The sequence below is a fragment of the Rhizobium sp. BT03 genome (genome assembly GCF_030053155.1).
GTDB lineage: Bacteria > Pseudomonadota > Alphaproteobacteria > Rhizobiales > Rhizobiaceae > Rhizobium.
Genome location: NZ_CP125644.1, coordinates 292,494 through 309,307, shown reverse-complemented (window position 1 = coordinate 309,307; position 16,814 = coordinate 292,494). Strand labels below are relative to the sequence as shown.

At 61.4% G+C, this 16,814-nt stretch carries 15 protein-coding genes; 12 read left to right on the top strand and 3 right to left on the bottom strand.

The features are described 5' to 3' along the window. Positions 1–80: 80 nt before the first annotated feature. From QMO80_RS30995 to QMO80_RS30980, 4 genes are all read left to right on the top strand, one after another. Positions 81–1,268 carry an alpha-hydroxy acid oxidase gene (locus QMO80_RS30995; RefSeq protein ID WP_283201546.1) on the top strand — a complete coding sequence of 396 codons (1,188 nt, stop codon included), beginning with the start codon at positions 81–83 and terminating at the stop codon, positions 1,266–1,268. Between the two features lie 509 nt (positions 1,269–1,777). Further along, positions 1,778–3,091: a CmpA/NrtA family ABC transporter substrate-binding protein gene (locus tag QMO80_RS30990; protein WP_071092113.1), complete on the top strand. Its 1,314-nt coding sequence runs from the start codon at positions 1,778–1,780 to the stop codon at positions 3,089–3,091. Positions 3,092–3,149: 58 nt separating this feature from the next. Next, the gene (gene ntrB, locus QMO80_RS30985; protein WP_283201378.1) at positions 3,150–4,043 is read left to right on the top strand and encodes a nitrate ABC transporter permease; all 894 of its coding nucleotides are present in this window, start codon (positions 3,150–3,152) and stop codon (positions 4,041–4,043) included. Positions 4,044–4,054: 11 nt separating this feature from the next. Further along, entirely contained in the window at positions 4,055–4,852 is a 798-nt protein-coding gene (locus QMO80_RS30980) for an ABC transporter ATP-binding protein (RefSeq protein WP_283201377.1), read from the top strand. Between the two features lie 40 nt (positions 4,853–4,892). On the opposite strand, the gene QMO80_RS30975 is transcribed toward QMO80_RS30980, so the two are convergent. Continuing rightward, a complete protein-coding gene (locus tag QMO80_RS30975) occupies positions 4,893–5,567 on the bottom strand; it encodes a GntR family transcriptional regulator (protein ID WP_283201376.1) in 675 nt (224 codons plus the stop codon). Positions 5,568–5,906: 339 nt separating this feature from the next. Between QMO80_RS30975 and QMO80_RS30970 the strand changes: the two genes are divergently transcribed. From QMO80_RS30970 to QMO80_RS30940, 7 genes are all read left to right on the top strand, one after another. Further along, on the top strand, positions 5,907–7,034 hold the full coding sequence (locus tag QMO80_RS30970; RefSeq protein ID WP_283201375.1) for a BMP family ABC transporter substrate-binding protein: 1,128 nt from the start codon (positions 5,907–5,909) through the stop codon (positions 7,032–7,034). A 20-nt stretch (positions 7,035–7,054) separates the two neighbouring features. After that, positions 7,055–8,182, top strand: a complete 1,128-nt coding sequence (locus QMO80_RS30965) for an ABC transporter permease (protein ID WP_283201374.1) — start codon at positions 7,055–7,057, stop codon at positions 8,180–8,182. Continuing rightward, on the top strand, positions 8,182–9,108 hold the full coding sequence (locus QMO80_RS30960) for an ABC transporter permease (protein ID WP_283201373.1): 927 nt from the start codon (positions 8,182–8,184) through the stop codon (positions 9,106–9,108). Before QMO80_RS30965 ends, QMO80_RS30960 begins: the two co-directional genes overlap by 1 nt. 80 nt (positions 9,109–9,188) lie before the next feature. Continuing rightward, a complete protein-coding gene (locus tag QMO80_RS30955) occupies positions 9,189–9,890 on the top strand; it encodes a cysteine hydrolase family protein (protein WP_283201545.1) in 702 nt (233 codons plus the stop codon). Continuing rightward, the gene (locus QMO80_RS30950) at positions 9,887–11,437 is read left to right on the top strand and encodes an ABC transporter ATP-binding protein (RefSeq protein ID WP_283201372.1); all 1,551 of its coding nucleotides are present in this window, start codon (positions 9,887–9,889) and stop codon (positions 11,435–11,437) included. The genes QMO80_RS30955 and QMO80_RS30950 overlap by 4 nt, the downstream gene beginning before the upstream one ends. Then, complete coding sequence (locus QMO80_RS30945) at positions 11,437–12,105, top strand: cysteine hydrolase family protein (RefSeq protein WP_283201371.1); 669 nt, start codon at positions 11,437–11,439, stop codon at positions 12,103–12,105. Before QMO80_RS30950 ends, QMO80_RS30945 begins: the two co-directional genes overlap by 1 nt. Continuing rightward, complete coding sequence (locus tag QMO80_RS30940) at positions 12,098–12,451, top strand: cupin domain-containing protein (protein WP_283201370.1); 354 nt, start codon at positions 12,098–12,100, stop codon at positions 12,449–12,451. Before QMO80_RS30945 ends, QMO80_RS30940 begins: the two co-directional genes overlap by 8 nt. A 64-nt stretch (positions 12,452–12,515) precedes the next feature. On the opposite strand, the gene QMO80_RS30935 is transcribed toward QMO80_RS30940, so the two are convergent. After that, positions 12,516–14,552 (bottom strand): FAD-dependent oxidoreductase, encoded by a 2,037-nt coding sequence (locus QMO80_RS30935; protein ID WP_283201369.1) that lies wholly within the window; start codon positions 14,550–14,552, stop codon positions 12,516–12,518. A gap of 69 nt (positions 14,553–14,621) precedes the next feature. Further along, on the bottom strand, positions 14,622–15,617 hold the full coding sequence (locus QMO80_RS30930; protein ID WP_283201544.1) for a glycine betaine ABC transporter substrate-binding protein: 996 nt from the start codon (positions 15,615–15,617) through the stop codon (positions 14,622–14,624). Between the two features lie 160 nt (positions 15,618–15,777). Here QMO80_RS30930 and QMO80_RS30925 point away from each other — a divergent pair, with 160 nt between their 5' ends. Next, entirely contained in the window at positions 15,778–16,803 is a 1,026-nt protein-coding gene (locus tag QMO80_RS30925) for a GlxA family transcriptional regulator (RefSeq protein ID WP_283201368.1), read from the top strand. The last annotated feature ends 11 nt before the right edge of the window (positions 16,804–16,814 follow it).

Here is a 16,814-nt window from a genome sequence, read left to right as displayed (position 1 = left end):
AGTCGGCAGCGGTGGATGCAATGGGATTTACCGCCCTCTCCAAGGAAACAAATTCGCCTGTAATCCAGTGGAGCAAGCTCATGAAAGTAAGCAGCCTTGACACCCGTCGGTCGACCCGGCTGGCGCAGGCTATGCTCTGCCTCGATGACTTCGAGCCAAAGGCAAAACGGCATCTGCCAAAGCCGCTCTACGGCTATATTTCCGGTGGAAGCGAAACCAACGCATCGCTGCGAAAGAATGTCGAAGCCTTTCAGGCTTATGCGTTTCGACCGCGTGTTCTCCAGGACGTATCAACGCGAAGCACGGCAACGACCTTATTCGGTCAGGCCTATGCCGCACCCTTCGGTATCGCCCCAATGGGGATCAGCGCGCTCATGGCCTATCGCGGCGACATTGTTCTTGCCGCCGGCGCAGCGCAGGTCGGGATTCCGATGATCATGAGCGGATCCTCGCTCATCCGGCTCGAAGAGGTTGTTGCTGCCGCGCCCGCGACCTGGTTCCAGGCCTACCTTCCCGGTGAGCCCGAGCGCATCGATGCGCTGGTGGACCGCGTTGCTGCGGCAGGCTTTGGCACCTTGTTGCTGACCGTCGATACGGCCACGCTCCCGAACCGGGAAAACAATATCCGGGCGGGCTTCTCGACGCCTCTGCGGCCCAGCCTCGCTTTGGCCTGGCAGGGTGTCTCGCACCCGCAATGGACCATCGGGACATTTTTGCGCACGATCGCCCGCCACGGCATCCCGCATTTTGAAAACTCCTATGCAACCAGAGGCGCGCCCATCATCGCCTCGAACATTACGCGGGACTTTGGCCGAAGAGACCATCTGAACTGGAGCCATCTCGAGCGCATCCGCAACCGCTGGAGCGGCAAGCTGATCGTCAAGGGCATTCTTCATCCGGACGATGCGGTGCGTGCCGCCGAGACAGGGGCCGACGGGGTGATCGTCTCCAATCACGGTGGCCGCCAGCTCGATGGCGCCATCTCTCCGCTCGCGGCGCTTCCCGAGATCGTGGAACGTCTGGGCGACAGGATCCCAATCATGATCGACGGCGGCTTTCGCCGCGGAACCGATATCATCAAGGCTTTGGCGCTGGGGGCACGTTTCGTGTTTGTCGGGCGGCCGTTCCTTTATGCGGCGGCCGTTGCCGGTCTGCCTGGCGTATTGAGGGCGGCAGACATCCTAAAATCAGAGCTCCATAGCAATATGGCCCTGCTCGGCGTGACGACGATCGAGCAAATTTCACGCGGCCACCTCGTTCCGGCGTGACGAGACAGCGGTGATCTCTCGCCGGCGCGGATCGTCCCCGCTAACCATCTGGCAGCGGGCGTGGCCATCGGCATTTTTGCCAAAGCCTCTCCGCCCTTTTCGGCAAGATCCATGATTGGAGCGATGATTTCGGCTTGCTGGTCCCAGCCGGGCAACCGAAACGGCGCGTGTGCATTGCACAAATAGGCGCATTCACGACTGCGAGCATAGCAGTGATCGCCTAAAGTATTATCACATCGAACTGATGCCTAAAATATAATCAAACGCAGATTTGCGAAATATCTCCTGTTGATTCAGGCGGTTATCGGCCGCTTTCAGGATTGGCACGCTGATTGCAGGTTCTAAGGCGCATCGGTCAACGGCGACCGGCGCGGATAGGCGCGGCATAAGCGCCTACACAGACACCGACGTCGCAAGGTCTTTGCACTCCAGGATACTCCCATCCCTGGACGTAAATTCCGGCGGCGTTTTTTTGCGTTCGAATTCAGCCAGCAGAGGGGAACCTGCAGATGAAAAAGATTTCGACGACTGGGATTTCGACAACCGGCATTACCCGCCGCAGCATGCTCAAGACGACCGCGACGGCTGCCCTCATCGGCGCCGTCAAGACTGCCTTTCCGTCCGGCGCCTTCGCCGCCGGGACAGGCCCCGAAGTGAAGGGCGTCAAGCTCGGCTTTATCGCTCTCACGGATTCCGCGCCGCTGATCATCGCTAAAGAAAAGGGCTTTTTCGACAAGCATGGACTTCCGGAAACGGATGTGGCCAAACAGGCTTCCTGGGGTGCGACCCGCGACAATCTCGTGCTGGGCGGCGCAGCAAACGGCATCGACGGTGCCCATATCCTCTCGCCGCTGCCCTATCTCATGCATACCGGCAAGGTGACCCAGAACAACAAGCCGGTGCCGATGGCGATCCTCGCCCGGCTCAACCTCGACAGCCAGGGCATTTCCGTCGCCAAGGAATATGCCGAAACCGGCGTGCAGCTCGATGCCTCCAAGCTGAAGGCCGCCTTCGAGAAAAAGAAGGCTGAGGGCAAGGAGATCAAGGCCGCCATGACCTTCCCGGGCGGCACCCACGATCTCTGGATCCGCTATTGGCTCGCCGCCGGCGGCATCGACCCGAACAAGGACGTTTCGACCATCGTCGTGCCGCCGCCGCAGATGGTTGCCAATATGAAGGTGGGCAACATGGACGTCTTCTGTGTGGGCGAGCCGTGGAACGAGCAACTCGTCAACCAGGGCATCGGCTTCACCGCGGCGACCACCGGCGAGCTCTGGAAGGGTCATCCCGAAAAGGCGCTGGGGCTGCGCGCCGAATGGATCGAAAAGAATCCCAATGCTGCCAAGGCGCTGCTGATGGCTGTCATGGAGGCTCAGCAGTGGTGTGAGAGCATGGATAACAAGGCGGAGATGGCCGATATCCTCGGCAAGCGCCAATGGTTCAACGTTCCAACCAAGGACGTGCTCGGCCGCCTCAAGGGCGACATCAATTATGGCAACGGCCGCGAGGCCAAGGCCACCGACCTCTATATGAAGTTCTGGAAAGACGGCGCCTCCTATCCGTTCAAGAGCCACGACACCTGGTTCATGACGGAAAACATCCGCTGGGGAAATCTGCCTGGTACAACCGACGTCAAGGCGCTGGTCAACCAGGTCAACCGCGAGGACGTCTGGCGCGAGGCCGCCAAGGATCTCGGCGTTGCTGCAGCCGACATCCCGGCATCGTCTTCCCGCGGCAAGGAGACCTTCTTTGACGGCAAGGTTTTCGATCCCGAAAATCCCTCCGCCTATCTCGACAGCCTTTCGATCAAGGCCGTCTCCTGATCTCGCCTCCGGCGCGCCGCGGGCGCGCCGGCCTTTCATTCCCGTGAGGAGCGCGTCGATGCCCGCCCTGGCAAGTAAAGAAAATCTCTCCACTGCCGCCGCTGCCATGCCGGCGGCAAAGGTTCTGCCATTTTCCGGCAAGCACGGATCACGGATCGATTTTGGTCGTGCGGCAAGCGCCGCGTTTCGCAACGTCGTTCCGCCAGTCGTCGTGCTGGTACTCGTCCTGCTCGTCTGGCAGGTGCTCTGTTCATCGCCGGATGCCTCTCTGCCCTCGCCGCATCGGGTCTGGCAGGAGAGCTACGACCTGATCGCCTATCCGTTCTTCAACAACGGCTCTCAGGATATCGGGCTTGGCTGGCGCGTGCTCGTTTCGCTGCAGCGCGTGCTGTATGGCTTTGGCCTTGCCGCCGTCACCGGGGTTATCATCGGGGCGATCATCGGCCAATCGGTCTGGGCAATGCGCGGTCTCGATCCGATCTTCCAGGTGCTGCGAACGGTTCCGCCACTCGCCTGGCTGCCGCTATCGCTCGCAGCCTTCCAGGATTCCAACCCTTCCGCAATCTTCGTTATCTTCATCACCTCGATCTGGCCGGTGATTATCAACACCGCCGTCGGCGTCCGCAATATTCCGCAGGACTATCGCAACGTCGCCGAAGTGCTGCGGCTCAACCAGCTCGAGTTTTTCTGGAAGATCATGCTGCCTTCGGCGGCGCCCTACATCTTCACCGGCCTCAGGATCGGCGTCGGCCTCTCCTGGCTCGCCATCGTTGCAGCCGAAATGCTGACCGGCGGCGTCGGCATCGGCTTCTTCATCTGGGACGCGTGGAACTCGTCGCGCCTTCCCGACATCATCGTCGCGCTCGCCTATATCGGCATCGTCGGTTTTGCCCTCGACAAGCTGGTGGCTGCGCTCGGCAAACTCATCACGCGCGGCGCCACCGCCAACTAAGGACCGTCCCGATGAATGCCTATTTGAAGCTCGATCATATCGACAAACATTTCGATCGCAGCGGCGTGCGCGCCGAAGTCCTGAAGGACATCAACCTGACGATATCAGAGGGCGAATTCGTCTCGATCATCGGCCATTCGGGCTGTGGCAAATCCACCCTGCTCAATCTGATCGCCGGCCTGACCCCGGTTTCTTCAGGCGCCGTGCTCCTCGAAAACCGTGAGGTCAACGGACCCGGTCCCGAACGCGCCGTCGTTTTCCAAAACCACTCGCTGCTGCCCTGGCTGACGGTTTACGAGAACGTCAATCTCGCCGTCTCCAAACTCTTCAACCGAACAAAGACCAAGGCCGAGCGGCATGACTGGGTCATGGCCAACCTCGACCTTGTGCAAATGGCGCATGCCAGGGACAAGAGGCCTTCGGAAATTTCCGGCGGCATGAAACAGCGTGTCGGCATTGCCCGTGCGCTGTCAATGGAGCCGAAGATCCTGCTGCTCGACGAGCCTTTCGGCGCGCTGGATGCGCTGACCCGCGCCCATCTTCAGGACGCCGTGATGGAAATCCACGCCCGGCTCGGCAACACGATGGTGATGATCACGCATGACGTCGATGAGGCGGTGCTGCTCTCCGACCGCATCGTGATGATGACCAACGGCCCGGCGGCCGGCATCGGCGAAGTGCTCAATGTGACCATGTCCCGTCCCCGCAATCGCATCGAACTCGCCTCCAGCAGGACATATCTCAAATGCCGGGAGGCCGTGCTGAAGTTCCTCTACGAGCGCCACCGTTTCATTGAAGCCGCGGAATAGACCGGGAAGCAATCGGGGTAATTGACCGGTCGCGGTCTGCCTATTCCTCGGCCGTTGCAAATACCGCGCTGGCATCGCTGACAATTTCCACGTGGGAATATGCCGCCTGCCCCGCGGCGGCGGCGTCCGCGCGCATGATTGCGGTCACGATGCGGCCGTGCTCTTCATAGGATTTCGCCAGGCGCCCAGGCAGACGGAACTGCGCCCGCCGAAAAGCCGCGAGCCGCGCCCGCGTCTGAGTCACCATCTCGAAGATATGATCGTTATGCGCGCCGCGATAAAGCCGGGTGTGAAATTCGGTGTTGTGGGCCGAATATTCCTCTTCCGCGCCGGCATGCACGAGCTTCACCGATCCCCGATGATCCAGTTCCAGCGCCCGCCGCTCATCGACCGTCATACGCTCGGCCGAGAGCCTGGCGCAGATTGCTTCGAGTTCCGCCATCGCCTCGAACATCGAATGCAGATAGGCCTCGGTGACATTGGTAACGACGGCGCTGCGGTTTGGTTCACGTGCAACCAATCCCATGGCGCTGAGTTCACGCAGCGCTTCCCTGACCGGCGTGCGCGAAACGTCGAAACGAACAGCAAGCGACACCTCATCCAGCTTTCCACCCGGCAGGATTTCGCCTGTGACGATCATGTCGGAAATCGCCCTCACCATCTGTTCAACGGTGGTTCCGGTGCGGATGACTTCTCTGCGTCTGGCTTGCTTCACGATGCGAATCTGCTCACGTCAACACTCTGCATACAGATGCCGCTCGGCACTCGATAAGTCAAACTACGTGGGGAAGATATTGTTAGGTTTTCACTTTCTGATGCAAGGCGCAGTCTATCACAGCTGGTGGCACGCTGACTCCGCAGTTAAATTAGGCATAAAAAGTACCATGATTATTTATTGTGCGTTACTGTGATAGATCTGCATGCACTTTAAACGCAATAGATTGTCGTTTCAAGAATAATATATAGAAAACAATAATTTGCCTTTTGGCATGTGCATTGCATGCACTTTACTATCCTGTTTCGCAACCGGCCCAACGCCCCAAGGAGCATTCCAATGACCAAACTCCTTTCCATGAATCGCCGCAATTTTCTGCAGGCTTCCGCTGCCGGAGCGCTCGCCGGCGCCATGCCGGGCCTGATCGGCTCCCCCGCAGCGGCCCAAACCGCGCTGACAATCGGCTTCATCTATGTCGGCCCCAAGGACGATTACGGCTACAACCAGGCACATGCGGAGGGCGCGGCGGTGGTCAAAGCGCTGCCGGGCGTGACGCTGGTCGAAGAAGAGAATGTGCCGGAGACCGTCGATGTCCAGAAGACCATGGAGTCGATGATCAATCTCGACGGTGCAACCCTGCTCTTTCCGACCTCCTTCGGCTATTTCGACCCACACATGCTGGCCATGGCCGCTAAGCATCCCGACGTTCAGTTCCGCCATTGCGGCGGCCTCTGGCAGGAAGGCAAACATCCGGCCAATACCGGCTCCTATTTCGGCTATATATTCCAGGGCCAGTATCTGAACGGCATCGCCGCCGGCCATGCGACGAAGAGCAAGAAGATCGGCTTCGTCGCCGCCAAGCCGATCCCGCAGGTTCTGCAGAATATCAACGCCTTCCTGCTCGGCGCGCGCACAGTCGATCCTACGATCACCTGCCAGGTGATCTTCACCGGCGAGTGGTCGCTCGCCGTCAAGGAGGCCGAAGCCACCAACGCCTTGGTCGACCAGGGCGCCGACGTCATCACCTGCCACGTCGACAGCCCAAAAGTGGTCGTCGAGACGGCCGCGGGCCGCGGCGCCTTCGTCTGCGGCTATCACGCCAACCAGAGCCCGCTTGCTCCTGAAAAATACCTCACCGGCGCCGAATGGGCCTGGGGCAACGTCTACAGCGACTTCGTCAAAAAGGCCCAGGCCGGCAAAAAGCTCGGCAACTTCGTGCGCGGCGGCCTCAAGGACGGCTTCGTCAAGATGAGCGCGCTCGGCCCCGGCGTGTCGGCGGAGGGCCGCAAGGCCTTCGAAGCCACGCAGGCGGACATGATGAAGGGCGGTTTCTCGGTTTTCAAGGGACCGTTGAAGGACAACAAGGGCGACACCGTCGTGACTGCCGACAAGAGCTACGCCGAAGACGCGATCGAGCTCGAAAGCATGAATTATCTGGTCGAGGGCGTTGTCGGGTCCACAGCGTAAACCGCGAGGGGAGAAGCGCCATGACCATCGAGGCCAATGATCCTGCACTATCGATCGTGGGAAAGCCGGCTTCGCTGCGCCCGGTCCTCGAATGGACCGCGCGGCGAGCCGAGCCGATCGTCATCGGGCTTACGGCCATCATCATCGGTCTTGCGATCTTCTCCCTCTTCATCCTGGCGGTCGGCAAGTCACCGGCCACCCTCTTCCAACTGATGTACACCGGCGGCTTTGCCAGCTGGTTCTCGGTGCAAAACAGTCTCAGCCGTGCCGCACCCCTTCTCCTGACGGCACTCTGCGTCGCCCTGCCCGCCCGTCTCGGCCTCGTCATCATCGGCGGGGAAGGAGCGGTCGTGCTGGGCGGCGTTACTGCAGCAGCCATGGCTATGCCGCTCGCCGGCACGGCGCCGGTCTTCCTCACCCTCGTTCTGATGGCGATGGCGGCCATGGTGGTCGGCGGCATCTGGATCGGTCTTGCCGGTTTCCTGCGCCACTACCGCGGCGTCAACGAAACCATATCGTCGCTGCTGCTCTCCTATATCGCCATTGCCCTGATGAACCAGTTCGTCGAAGGGCTGCTCCGCGATCCGGCAAGCCTCAACAAGCCATCGACCAGGCCGCTGCCGGCGGAATACATGCTCGGCAATATTCCCGGCATGGACGTGCATTGGGGTCTCGTCATCGGCATCCTCGCCTGCATGGTCTCCTGGATCGTGATCGAGGCGACGAGCTACGGTTTTGCCGCCCGCATCGCCGGCGGCAACGTGCGCGCCGCGCAGATCCAGGGGCTGCCGGTCGGCAAGCTGATCGCGGGATTTACCGCACTTGCCGGCAGCTTTGCCGGTCTGGCGGGCATGATCGAAGTGGCGGCGGTACAGGGAAGTGCCAATGCTTCGCTTGCTGCAGGCTACGGTTATACCGGCATCCTCGTCGCTTTCCTCGCCAGGCACAATCCGCTGGCGATCATTCCAGTGGCGATCCTGCTCGGCGGCATCGATGCCTCGGGCGGCCTCATCCAGCGGCGCATGGGCCTGCCGGATGCGACCGTTCTGGTGCTGCAGGGAACGCTCTTCATCGTCATTCTTTTCTGCGAGACCTTCTACGGCCGCTTCAAGATCTTCAATCCCGATCTCTGGAAAAGGAGCCTCTGATGGAAGAGACAGGCATCGGCATCTGGGGCGTGCCGCTGGCGATCTTCGCAGGCGCCATCCGCGTTTCCACCCCGTTCATCTTCGTCAGCCTCGGCGAGACGATCACCGAACGCTCCGGCCGCATCAATCTCGGCCTGGAAGGCACGCTGGTCTTCGGCGCCATGACGGCCTATGCGATGGCCGTGATGACTGGCTCACCGACCCTCGGCGTGCTGGTCGCCATGATGGCAGGCGCGATCTTCGGCCTCATTCACGGCTGGGTCTGCAAATTCCCCAAAGTCAATGACATCGCCATCGGCATCGCCATGATGCAGTTCGGTCTCGGCATGGCGTTCTTCCTCGGCAAATCCTTCATCCAGCCGGTGGCGCCGAAACTGCCCTCGATCGCGCTCGGAAGCTGGTCGACCATGCCGCAGGTACAGGCGGCCCTCAATATCAACGTGTTGTTCTTCATCGGCGCAGCCCTTGCTCTCTTCCTGTTTTGGGCCTTCAAGAACACCCGCATCGGCCTGATCCTGCGCGTCGTCGGCGACAGCACCGACGCGGCCCGGGCCATGGGCATCGACCCGGATCGGGTTCGCCTGCTGGCGACGGCCGCGGGCGGCTCGCTGGCGGCGATCGGCGGCGCCTATCTTTCGCTCTACTATCCGGGCTCATGGAACGAAGGCATCTCATCGGGCCAGGGCCTGATGGCCGTGGCCCTCGTGATCTTCGCGCGCTGGAACCCGATCGGCTGCTTCCTCGCCGCCCTGCTGTTCGGCGGTGCCGGCGCGCTCGGCCCGGCGCTGCAATCGGTCGGTGTCACACAAGGCTACTACCTGTTCTACGCTGCCCCTTACGTGCTCACCCTGATCATCCTGATTGCCACTTCTTCGCCCACCCGCTCGCTCGCCGGTGCGCCGGGCGCGCTGTCGCTGACGAAATAACGGAGCCCTGTGATGAACGGACTTGTGATGAACGGACTTGGCCGTCTCAACAAATCTGCCGCGGAATAGGAGAGAGAATGATGGACGCGATGGTCGAAACCAAGGGGCATTTTGTCGACGCCGATCCTTATCCGTGGCCCTATAACGGCGCTCTGAGGCCTGATAACACCGCCCTCATCATCATCGACATGCAGACGGATTTCTGCGGCAAGGGCGGCTATGTCGACCATATGGGTTACGACCTGTCGCTGGTGCAGGCGCCGATCGAACCCATTCAGCGCGTGCTTGCCGCCATGCGGGCCAAGGGTTACCACATCATCCATACGCGCGAGGGCCATCGCCCCGACCTTGCCGATCTGCCCGCCAACAAACGCTGGCGCTCGCAGCGGATCGGCGCCGGCATCGGCGATCCCGGCCCCTGTGGCCGCATCCTGACCCGCGGCGAACCCGGCTGGGACATCATCCCCGAACTCTACCCGATCGAAGGCGAGACGATCATCGACAAACCAGGCAAGGGTTCGTTCTGCGCCACCGATCTTGAGCTCATCCTCAACCAGAAGCGCATCGAGAACATCATCCTCACGGGAATCACCACCGATGTCTGCGTCTCGACGACGATGCGCGAAGCGAACGACCGCGGCTACGAATGCCTGCTGCTGGAGGACTGCTGTGGGGCGACCGACTATGGAAACCACCTCGCCGCCATCAAGATGGTGAAGATGCAGGGCGGCGTCTTTGGCTCGGTCTCCAACTCCGAAGCCCTTGTGAGCCAGCTGCCATGAGCACCGTTCGCGACACGCCCCTTCCCAAGGCAGGCAAGGCGATCGGTATCGATACGCTGGGGATGACCATGCGCTTCGGCAGCTTTACCGCGCTCGATAACGTCTCGATCGCCGTTCCGGCCGGCTCTTTTCACGCGCTTCTTGGCGAAAACGGCGCCGGCAAGTCGACGCTTGTCAAATGTATCATGGGCTTTTATCACGCGACGTCGGGCTCGCTGTCGGTCGACGGCCGCGAGGTGGCGATCGGCTCACCCAGGGATGCCGCGACCTACGGCCTCGGCATGGTCTACCAGCATTTCACACTGGTTCCCTCGCTGACCGGCGCGGAAAACCTGGTGATCAGCCGCGCCGAAGTACCCGCGGTGATCAACTGGGCCGGGGAACGCAAGGATCTGGCAGCCTTCATGGAGCGCATGCCGTTCAAGATCCCGCTGGACAGGCCGGTGAGCCAGCTTGCCGCAGGCGAAAAGCAGAAGCTCGAAATCGTCAAGCAGCTTTATCTCGGCCGCTCCTTCCTCGTCCTCGATGAGCCGACCTCGGTGCTGACGCCGGTGGAGGCAGACGAGATGCTCGGCATCGTGCGCGGGATGACCGGGCGCGGCGAACTCACCGTGCTGATGATTTCTCACAAATTCCACGAAGTGACGAAATTCGCCGACGCCGTCTCGATCCTGCGGCGCGGCAAACTGGTCGGCACCGGCAAGGTTGGCGAGCTCTCCACATCCGATATGGCGGCGATGATGATCGGCGACGTCAAGCTCGCCGAACTCGACAGCCGCCTGCCGGTGGCGGAATCGGCAAGGCCGGTGCTGTCCGTAAGCCGGGTGACAACGCCGGATCGTTCCGGCCTGAAAACGATCGAAATCGACGAACTCATGGTGCGCTCCGGCGAGATCGTCGGCATCGCCGGCATATCGGGCAACGGCCAGAAGGAGCTGACGGAAATTCTCGCCGGCCAGCGCCCGACGAATACCGGCCGGATCATGGTCAATGGCGAGGCCTACGGCGCCACCCGCGGCGAGACCCGCAAGAACAAGGTGCGTTTCATCCCTGAGGAGCCGTTGCAGAATGCTTGCGCGCCGAAGATGACGGTGAGCGAGAACCTTGCGTTCCGCACCTTCGACTTGAAGCCGGACGGCAAGGACGCGATCTGGCTGAACAGGGGCAGCATGAAGAAGCGGGCGTCGGCGCTGATCTCCGACTTCAAGGTCAGGACCGCCTCTTCCTCCTCGCCGATCGCAGCACTTTCTGGCGGCAATGTGCAGCGTGCCGTTCTGGCCCGCGAACTGACGGGTAATGTCGATCTGCTCATCGTCTCCAACCCTTGTTTCGGCCTCGATTTTTCGGCCGTTGCCGAAATCCGCGCCCGCATCATGAAGGCGCGCAATTCAGGTGCTGCAGTGCTGCTGCTCTCCGAAGACCTCGACGAACTGCTCGAGATGTCCGATCGCATCATGGTCATTTCGGAAGGCAGGCTGGTTTACGAGACGCCGGCGCGTTCGGCCGATATCGGCGTGATCGGCGCCCACATGGCGGGGCATCACTGATGGTCGGGATCAGGGCCGAACCTTTCGCCTTTCCGGTGAAGCACGATGAGCTCGCTCTTATCGTCATCGACATGCAGCGCGATTTTGCCGAGCCCGGCGGCTTCGGCGCAAGCCTTGGCAACGATGTCAGCCGCATCACCAGGATCGTGCCGGATGTCAAACGCCTCATCCAGGGCTTCCGCAATGCCGGCCTGCCTGTGATCCATACGATGGAGTGCCATCGACCTGATCTGTCCGACCTGCCGCCGGCGAAACGCGACCGCGGCAATCCTTCGCTCAGGATCGGCGACGAAGGCCCGATGGGCCGCATCCTGATTTCGGGCGAACCCGGCACGGCAATTCTTCCGGAACTTGCTCCTTTGAAGGGGGAAATCATCATCGAAAAACCCGGCAAGGGCGCCTTTTACGCGACCGAGCTTGGCGCCATTTTGCAGCAGAAGGGCATCAGTCAGCTCGTCTTTGCCGGCGTCACTACCGAAGTCTGCGTGCAGACGACGATGCGCGAAGCAAACGACCGCGGCTATGAATGCCTGCTCGCCGAGGAGGCGACGGAAAGCTATTTCCCAGAATTCAAAGCCGCAGCCATCGCCATGATCCGCGCCCAGGGCGCTATCGTCGGCTGGACCGCCCATGTCGACGACATTCTGGAAAGCATTGCCAATGCCTGAAACGACCCGCGAACTGCTGACATCAGGCGGCTGGAAGGAATTGGAATTCGGCTCTTTCCGCGAAAATGTCACCATTCACTGGATTCGCCCCTTCGAGGGCGATCAGCCCGGTGTGGCGCTGTTGAAATATAAGCCCGGCGCCTCCGTCCCCCGCCATCGCCACGAGGGGCTTGAGACCATCCTGGTGCTCGATGGAATTCAATCCGACGAGACGGGCGATTACGCCAGCGGCAGTTATATCGTCAATGCACCCGGCAGCGAGCATTCGGTCTGGAGCGATACCGGCTGTGTCGTGCTCATCCAGTGGGACCGGCCGGTGAAGATCCTCGAAGAGGAAATCGCATGATTCCCCTCCCCGCCTTCGACGGTGCATCGCTGTACGGCGCCGATACAGCGGTGGCAGCGTCTGCCTATGCCGCGCAAATCTTCGCCGTTGCGCCGTTTCGCGTGCCTTCTGCTTCTCCGATCGCCATGCCGGCGCGCCGTCCCTCATAAAAGGCATAGGGAGCCTGCCTTGGCGCCACGCCGTCGCCGATCTCGACGAAGGGGATAGCGAGTTCGGCCAGCTCCAAAGCGAGCCAGTTCGCCGCAACATTGGTAGTGGAGAAGACGAGGCTGTCGGCGCCGACCGTCTCGCGCTTTCCGGTCAGGTGGGAGACGAGGATTGCGGCATTGCCTTGCCAGCTCTCTATGCTGGTCTCCGTTCGGAATTGAACGCCGAGCATGCTGAGCGTCCGGCGCAGTGGAACGTCGGCGGAGGTGCGCTGCAGTTCCTTTCCGATGAGTGCGTCGGGTGTGACGAGCACGACTTCGTGCCCCTGCTCGGCGAGCTTCCAGGCCGTGCCGCAGCCCTTCCAGCCGCCGGTTTCGTCGACCACGACAACACGTTTGCCGAGCCTTGCCTGACGGGCCATGACGCTTTCGGCGGAGAAGACGTTTCCTTGCTCGATCCCGGCAAGCGACGGGCGATCGGGCATGGCCTTCTGAAAGCCCGTTTCCTGCGGCAGCGATCCGGTCGCCAGGATCACCGCGTCGGCGCCGATATCGGCGACGTCGCTTCCCTCGATATAGCTATTGAAGCGAACCTCGACGCCGAGTTTTTCGAAGCGGGTTTCGTACCAGGAAATGAGGTCCAGTATCTGCGCCCGCCGGGGCTGCTCGCCGGCAAGCCGGAAGGCGCCGCCCAGCCGGTCCGAGGCTTCCGCAAGGATAACCCGATGACCCCGTTCGGCGGCCACGCGCGCCGCTTCCAATCCGGCCGGCCCTCCTCCGACGACCAGCACAAGCTGCGGATTTTCGACGGGTTCGAACCGGTCGCCGCCCCATTCGGCCTCGCGCCCGACGGAAGGGTTGATCAGACAGCTGATCCAATAGTCGCGCGACCGGCGGCCCCAGCACATCTGGTTGCAGGACAGACAGCCCCTAATATCCTCGGGCGTTCCCAACCGCGCCTTATTGGCAAGATGCGGGTCGGCGATCTGGCCGCGGACGATCGAAACCAGATCCGCCGCTCCCTCCCCGAGCGTGATTTCCGCATTCTCCGGCGTACGGATATGGCTTTCCGCCGTCACCAGTACATGGCTGACGACCTGCTTCAGGCGCGCCGACAGCTCGACACCCAATCGCTCGGGATAGAGAAAGGTCGGCATCAGGCTGCCATAGTCGAAATATCCGCCCGAGCCGCAGGTCACGTAGTCGATCAGACCTTCGTCGTCCAAGCCGGCGACGATCTCCGTCAACTGGTCGCGATTCAAGGCGGTCGGACAGCCCGGCTCGTCGCTGACGGTCAGCCCGACGATGAAGCCTGGACCGCAGGCCTGCCGGATGCGGCTGAGGATTTCCCTGGAGAATCTCGTTCTGTTTTCGAGACTGCCGCCCCAGCGATCGTCGCGGCGATTATAGAAAGGTGTCCAGAACTGATCGAGCAGACCGCCATAGGCGGCCCAGACCTCGACGCCGTCGAACCCTGCCGCCCGACAGCGTAGCGCCGCCTTGACGAAGGCCTCGATGGTCTCCTCGATCTCGTCTTCCGTCATTGCATGCGAGCCGTCGCTGTCGTGGTAGCTCGGTCCGCCCGAAGGCGACCAATGGGCATGAAAGGAAAGGTCGGAATCCCCGTGGCTGCCGACATGATAGAGCTGCTGGACGATGACGGCCCCATGCTTTTTCACGCTTTCGGTCAGCGTCTTGAATGCCGGGATGACGGAGTCGTCCGATGTCCGGAAATTGCCGCGCGTCAGGACGGTGGCCGGGTGGACGGGCATCGGCTCGACGACGATCATCGCCGCCCCGCCGATCGCCCGCTCGACGTAATAGGCGATCGTCTGGTCGCCCGGCAGTCCATTCACCGACATGTTTGCCGTATGGGCGCCGAACACGATCCTGTTGCGCAGCCTGTGGCCCGCAAGCGTGATCTCGGAGAAGGTCTTCGGGAAGCTGGTCGTCATCTGGTATCCTGACGGGTTGCGCGCTGCTGTGCGGATGCGCGGGCCTCGACGGCCCGCGCGCTTGATAATTTAGAGAGCGGCGGTGATTTTATCCGCCACGTCGGCGCTGAGCCACGACTTCCAGATCTCCGGGTGCTGCTTGAAAAAGTGCACCGCGCCGTCATCGCCGCCGGCCTGGGTATCGGTCATCCACGACATGACCGAACTGACGGTCTGATTGTCCCATGACCGCTTGCGGAGATACTCTATCACGCCGGCATTTCCGCTTTCCGACAGTTTCTGTGAGACAAGCGTCACGACATGGTCCTTCGGCCACTCGTTCTTCTTGGGATCGAGACAATCGGCAACGGTGTTGCAGCGCTTCCATTCCGCCGCATCATGCGGGACGCCGGCTTCGAGACGCACCATGGAATATTTCCCAAGAAGGGCGGTCGGCGACCAGTAATAGCCTATCCAGCCCTCCTTGTGCTCATAGGCCCGCGCCATGGCGCCGTCGAGACCGGCCTGGGTTCCGGGATCGACGAGGTCGAAGTCCTTGGCCTCGCCGCCATAGGCTTTGAAAAGCTGGGCGCTGACGACCGAGCCGCCCGATCCTGTCGGGCCGTTGAAGACCGCTCCCTTCGACGTGTTCTCGGGCGCCGGGAAAAGCTCCGGATGCGCGAAGGCATCGTCGACCGTCTTGATCTCGGGATGAGCGTCGACGATGAATTTCGGTATATACCAACCCTGGATGCCGCCGTCTGATAAAGCTGGTCCGATATTTACAATTCTGTGCTCGTCGACGCCGCGTTTGACGATCTCAGGGACGAGGTCGACCCAGGCTTCGCCGGCAATGTCGGGCTGACCCTTTTCCACCATCGAGGTGATCGTCGGCACGGTATCGCCGGGCACGAACTCCACCTGACAGCCGAAACCATGATCGAGGATGAACTTATCGACATGCGCGAGAAGTTCACCGCTTTGCCAGTTCATGTTGGCGACGGTGACGGTGCCGCAAGCGGCGCTGGCGTCGGATGCGATGCCGGCGATCAACGCGACCGTCGAAATTGCGAGAAGATTTTTCATCATGTTCCCCTTTTGCGCTTTGGCATGTCTGCTTGGCGGGAGGGAATGCCGGTTTTCCGAGCTTCGGCGCCTCGCCTCCCAACGCAAATCGATGGTATTTGTCTTGGCCGCCGCGGTATTGTACGTTTAGGACAATTTCCATGGCCCGGAGGACCTTCGTTTGCAGCGCGACTACTCCCAATCGGGGCCGAGCAGGCCGGCGCCCGACATCACCTCTCCGCTCAGGGTGGGGATCGTCGCGACACCGAACTTCACGCTGATGCCGCTTGCCTGCTTCACGGATTTTCTCCGGCTCGCGGGCGATGAAGGCGATTTCAGCCGGCGGATCTATTGCGACTGGGAGCTGTTGTCGCACACTCCCGATCCGATACGGTCGAGCTGCGGCCTGGAACTGACGCCGGGCAGGGCCTACGGCGATCCACGCGACTATGACTTCATCGTCGTGCACGGGGGCATACTCCACGCCGACCACAGGATCCCACCGGAACTCTACGACTTCGTGACCGATGCTGCGCGCAAAGGCGTGCCGGTGGCCGGCAACTGTTCGGGAAGTTTCGTGCTCGCCGAAGCAGGCCTGCTTGCCGGAAAGAAATGCGCCGTCCATTTCACGCTGGCGGGGTTATTACGCCAGACCTTTCCTGACATCACGCCCGTCACCGACCGGCCCGTGGTGGTTGATGGAAATATCATCACCTGTCCCGGCGGATTGGCTTCGATCAAGCTCGCAATGTATCTTGTATCCAATGCCTGCGGGGAATCCCGTGCGCACAAGGCGTTTCACTATCTTCTCGGCGATCACGGCTTCGACAGGCAAGGTGCGATCGAAGAGCCCGATCTCGGCATGAAGTGCGGAGACCGCCGCGTGGCGAATGCGATCGGGCTGATGCGGCAGAAGATGTACGAGCTCTGTTCGCTTGCCGACATCGCGGCGAGCGTCGGCACGTCGGAACGGGAGCTTTCCCGGCTTTTCCAGAAGCATCTGCACGTCGCTCCCGGCGAATATTGGCGTCAGATGCGCCTGAAAGCCGCAAAGTGGATGGTGCTCAACAGCGATCGGTCGATCGCCCAGATCGCCTATGAATGCGGCTTTACCGATTGCGCCCATCTGGTGAACTGGTTCAGGCGCACCTATCACGTCACGCCCGCAAAACTCCGCCGGTCGCATCGCGAACTGGGAGTGCGCTGACGGGAGCTGCT